At 66.7% G+C, this 4,703-nt stretch carries 6 protein-coding genes; 5 read left to right on the top strand and 1 reads right to left on the bottom strand.

Annotated elements, in window-relative coordinates:
- The 4 genes from sufD to AC5RTT_RS19665 all read left to right on the top strand — a co-directional run.
- On the top strand, positions 1–933 hold a 933-nt coding region (gene sufD / locus AC5RTT_RS19680), incomplete at its 5' end, for a Fe-S cluster assembly protein SufD (RefSeq protein WP_494146581.1).
- A 20-nt stretch (positions 934–953) separates the two neighbouring features.
- On the top strand, positions 954–1,310 hold the full coding sequence (locus AC5RTT_RS19675; protein WP_494009092.1) for a non-heme iron oxygenase ferredoxin subunit: 357 nt from the start codon (positions 954–956) through the stop codon (positions 1,308–1,310).
- A 44-nt stretch (positions 1,311–1,354) separates the two neighbouring features.
- Entirely contained in the window at positions 1,355–2,146 is a 792-nt protein-coding gene (sufC, locus tag AC5RTT_RS19670) for a Fe-S cluster assembly ATPase SufC (protein WP_494009093.1), read from the top strand.
- 13 nt (positions 2,147–2,159) lie between these two features.
- Positions 2,160–2,492 (top strand): metal-sulfur cluster assembly factor, encoded by a 333-nt coding sequence (locus AC5RTT_RS19665; RefSeq protein ID WP_009357674.1) that lies wholly within the window; start codon positions 2,160–2,162, stop codon positions 2,490–2,492.
- A 75-nt stretch (positions 2,493–2,567) separates the two neighbouring features.
- On the opposite strand, the gene ypfJ is transcribed toward AC5RTT_RS19665, so the two are convergent.
- A complete protein-coding gene (ypfJ, locus tag AC5RTT_RS19660) occupies positions 2,568–3,449 on the bottom strand; it encodes a KPN_02809 family neutral zinc metallopeptidase (RefSeq protein WP_494146580.1) in 882 nt (293 codons plus the stop codon).
- A 59-nt stretch (positions 3,450–3,508) separates the two neighbouring features.
- Between ypfJ and AC5RTT_RS19655 the strand changes: the two genes are divergently transcribed.
- Positions 3,509–4,703: class I adenylate-forming enzyme family protein (locus AC5RTT_RS19655; RefSeq protein WP_494146579.1), on the top strand; the 1,195-nt coding region annotated here is incomplete at its 3' end.

Genomic DNA, 4,703 nt, shown 5'->3' with positions numbered 1-4,703 from the left:
ACGCTGCACGCAGGCGAGGCCCCCCACGGCACCACCTTGGTCCCGGCCGACCGCGCCGCCGTCGTGGCTTCCGCCAACACTGACGACGCGCTGCACATCCAGATCCCGGCAAACGCCGAACTGGACGAGCCCGTCCGCGTCGTCCTGACCGGCACCGGCGCAGGCCGCCGCTCCAACTCCCACCACGTGATCGAGGCCGGCGAAAACAGCCGCGCCGTGGTCATCCTGGAACACGACGGCGCAGCCGACCACAACGGCAACGTTGAGGTCTTCGTCCGCGGCGGCGCCCAGCTGACGGTGGTTTCCGTCCAGCTGTGGGAAGACGACGCGAAGCACCTGGCCCAGCACGACGCCGAGGTGGCCAAGGACGCCGTCTACAAGCACATCGCCGTCACCCTTGGCGGCAAGATCGTCCGCCTGAACTCCAACGTCCGGTTCTCCGGCGAAGGGGCCGAGGCGGAACTCCTCGGCCTGTACTTTGCCGACGCCGGGCAGCACCTGGAGCACCGTTCGTTCGTGGACCACAACATGCCCAACTGCAAGTCCAACGTCCTGTACAAGGGCGCGCTGCAGGGCAAGGGTGCGCACACCGTCTGGGTTGGCGACGTCCTCATCCAGAAGCAGGCCGAAGGCACCGACTCCTACGAGAAGAACCAGAACCTGGTCCTGACCGACGGCTGCCGCGCGGACTCCGTGCCAAACCTTGAGATCGAGACCGGCCTGATCGAAGGCGCCGGCCACGCCAGCGCCACCGGCCGTTTCGACGACGAGCACCTGTTCTACCTCATGGCCCGCGGCATTCCGGAAGACGTTGCCCGCCGCCTGGTGGTCCGCGGGTTCCTCAATGAGATCATCCAGCAGATCAAGGTCCCGGCCCTCGAAGAGCGCCTGACCGAGGCTGTGGAACGCGAACTCACGGCAACAGAAAACTGACGAGGGACAGGCAGGGACGCATGAGTGGGAAGCCCAAGGGCGAGCTGGTTTGCAGCGCCAACGACATCCAGGTCAAGCAGGCGCTGCGCATCCTGATCGACGACTACCCGGTAGCCGTGGTGCGGGATTCCATGGGTGATATCCACGCCATCGGGGACACCTGCTCGCACGCCGACATCTCGCTCTCGGAAGGGGATGTGGAAGGCTGCGCCATCGAGTGCTGGGGGCACGGCTCGCAGTTCGACCTGCGCAGCGGCCAGCCCCTCCAGCTCCCCGCCTACGATCCCGTTCCCGTGTTCGCCGTCGAGCTCGACGGCGACGACGTCTACGTGGATGTCACCAACGTTTTGAACGGCGCGGCAGTAGACAACTACTGAGCGCCCTGCAGCACAAGACTTACGAACGAACAAGAAAGAAGAGCATGTCAACTCTTGAGATCAAGGACCTGCACGTCAGCATTGACACGGAGCAGGGCACCAAGGAGATCCTGAAGGGCGTCAGCCTGACCATCCGCACCGGTGAAACCCACGCCATCATGGGCCCCAACGGCTCCGGCAAGTCCACGCTGGCCTCCACCATCGCTGGCCACCCGCGCTACAACGTCACCAGCGGCTCCATCACCCTCGACGGCGAAGACGTCCTGGAGATGAGCGTTGACGAGCGTGCCCGCGCCGGCGTCTTCCTGGCCATGCAGTACCCGGTGGAGGTTCCCGGTGTCACCATGACCAACTTCCTGCGCACCGCCAAGACGGCCATCGACGGCCAGGCTCCGGCCCTGCGCACCTGGACCAAGGACGTCAAGGCGGCCATGGAACAGCTCCGCATCGACGCCGACTTTGCCCAGCGCAACGTCAATGAAGGCTTCTCCGGCGGTGAGAAGAAGCGCGTCGAGATCCTGCAGCTGGAACTCTTCAAGCCGAAGTTCGCCGTCCTGGACGAGACCGACTCCGGCCTGGACGTTGACGCGCTCAAGGTTGTTTCCGAGGGCGTCAACCGCGCCCATGCACAGGGCAACATGGGCACCCTGCTCATCACGCACTACACCCGCATCCTGCGCTACATCAAGCCGGACTTCGTCCACGTGTTCGTGGACGGCCAGGTTGTTGAGGAGGGCGGCCCCGAGCTGGCCGACCGCCTGGAAGAAGAAGGCTACGACCGCTACGCCAAGGGCGCCGGCCCCGCCGTCGCCGCTCCCGCAGCAGTACAGGCCTAGTTAGGACTCTGCCATGACCGAAATCACGCCGGGCCGCACGGCCCTGGAGGATGTCGAAGAGGCGCTGAAGGACGTCATTGACCCCGAGCTCGGGGTCAACGTGGTGGACCTTGGCCTGCTCTACGGGCTGAAGTACTCCGATGACGACGGCGCGCTGCTGATCGACATGACGCTCACCACCGCCGCCTGCCCCCTCACCGACGTGCTCGAGGAGCAGGTTGGCAAGGCACTGGACGGTGTTGTTGACGACTGGCGCCTGAACTGGGTGTGGATGCCGCCATGGGGTCCGGAACGGATCACCGACGACGGCAAGGACCAGATGCGGGCCCTCGGCTTCAACATCTAAATTAAATACGACGACGGCCCGGCCACCTTCTGTGCGAAGGTGGCCGGGCCGTCGGGGTTTAAGGGCGGGAGGCCCCTACAGGCTCGGGGCGGAGAACGTGTCGCACTGGTTGATGTCGCCGGTTTCGTAGCCCCGGTAGAACCAGCGCTGGCGCTGCTCGCTGGAGCCGTGCGTCCAGGCCTCGGGCGTGACCCGTCCGGTGGCCGCTTCCTGGATGCGGTCATCGCCCACCGCGGAAGCCGCGGACAGCGCGTCATTCAGGTCCTGCTGGGTGAGGGCTTCCAGGAACGGCTGGCCGTCCGGGCCGGGCTGGGTGGAGGCGTGCTTGGCCCACAGCCCGGCGTAGCAGTCGGCCTGAAGTTCAACCCGGACGGCGCCGGACTCAGGGCCCTGCGGATCCTGCTGCGCGCGGTCCAGGTAGCCCAGGACATTCTGGATGTGGTGGCCGAACTCGTGCGCCACCACGTACTCCTGGGCCAGCGGCCCGCCGGAGGAACCGAACCGGTTTACCAGTTCCGTGAAGAATCCGGGATCAAAGTAGGCGGTGGTGTCCGTGGGGCAGTAGAACGGACCCACGGCGCTGGAGGCCGTTCCGCAGCCGGTGCTCACGGCTTCGTCGAAAATCACCGTCTCGGGCTGCGGATACTGGACGCTGTACTGCTCCAGGTAAGCGGGCCAGAACGCGTTGAGGCTGTTGACGGTGCCGGTGATGCGGCAGTCCACGCGGGCATCGGCGTCGGCACCGGTTTTGCAAGCCAGGGCGGTGCCCTGGCTTTGCGGGGCGGGAGCAGCGCCGCCCGCCAGGCCCTCCAGAAGCTGGGGGTTGACACCCAGGAGAGCGGCGATCAGCAGGAGCAGACCGCCGCCGATGCCGCCGCCCACTTTCGCTCCGCGGCCCATGCCGCGCCGGTCCTGGACCTGCGAGGGGTCCAGCTGCACATTGTCGTTGAAACTCATGAGGTCACATTACCCTTGGGCCCCGAAGTCAATCCGTGCAGGCCGGTAAAGTTGATCCGATGCCTTTCCTCAACAGAATCCAGCGATGGGCCGGCGAACGGCCCCACGACACCGCCGTCGTGATCGCGGGCCGCCGCCTGTCCTGGGCTGAACTCCGGGACGCCGCGGCCGCCCAGGTTGCGGAGACAAAGGCGGTCACCGCACTGTGTCAGGCCAATTCCGTCGATTTCGCCGTCAACTACGCGGCCGCCGTGGCAGGCGTGCGCCAGTGCGCCGTCCTGGATCCCGCCTGGCACCCGCACCTGCAGGAGGACATCATCCGCCGCATTGGTGCCTCAGCCTTACCTGCGGCGGTCTCACCGGACGACGAACTTCGCGACGGGCCGGCGGAGACCACTTTCCTGATCGGGCTCACCTCCGGCACCACATCCGTACCCAAGGCGTTCACCAGGTCCCGGCGCTCCTGGCAGCAGTCCTTCGACGCCTCCATCGAATTTTTCGGCCTGCGGCAGGATGACGTCACGCTGGCGCCGGGGCCGCTGGCAGCCAGCCTGAACCTGTACGCGCTGAGCGAGTGCCTCTACGCCGGCTCGGAATTCCAGACGCTCGGGCATTTCGACGTCGGGGACGTCCACTCCGCGATCACCCACGACCGCGTCACCCGGCTGGTCGTTGTGCCCACTATGCTGCGGATGCTCAGCGAACGCGGCCTTACCGGCTGCGTGGACGCCTCCGGGGTGCGCACCATCATCTGCGCCGGTTCAAAGCTGGACGCACGGACCCTTGAGGCTGCCCGGCGCTGGGCGCCGCATGCCACCATCTTTGAGTACTACGGCGCCTCGGAATTGAGCTTCGTCTCCGGTGCCGGGCTGCCTGCCGGCGAGCCTGCGGCCGTCGGCGGAACCGGCATCGGCCAGCCTTTCCCGGGCGTGGAGGTTGCCATCCTCGACGACGCCGGGAAACCTGTGCCCGGCGGCGCATCCGGCAACATCTGCGTGCGGAGCGGGATGGTCAGCAACGGCTACCTGTGGGGGGACGACGGGCAGGCCCTGCGGTCCTTCGGCAACTGGTTCACCGTGGGCGACCAGGGTTACCTGGAGGCAGGGGAACTGCACATCCTGGGCCGCCGCGCGGACATGATTCTCACCTCCGGCAAGAACGTCTATCCGCACGAGGTGGAGCTGGCCCTCGCGGCCGTGCCCGGGGTGGCCGCCGCAGTGGCTGCCGGCATGCCGGACGATCTCCGCGGCCAGC

Source organism: Arthrobacter sp. Y3221157 (assembly GCF_059089865.1).
This window is presented reverse-complemented; position numbering and strand designations above follow the sequence as displayed.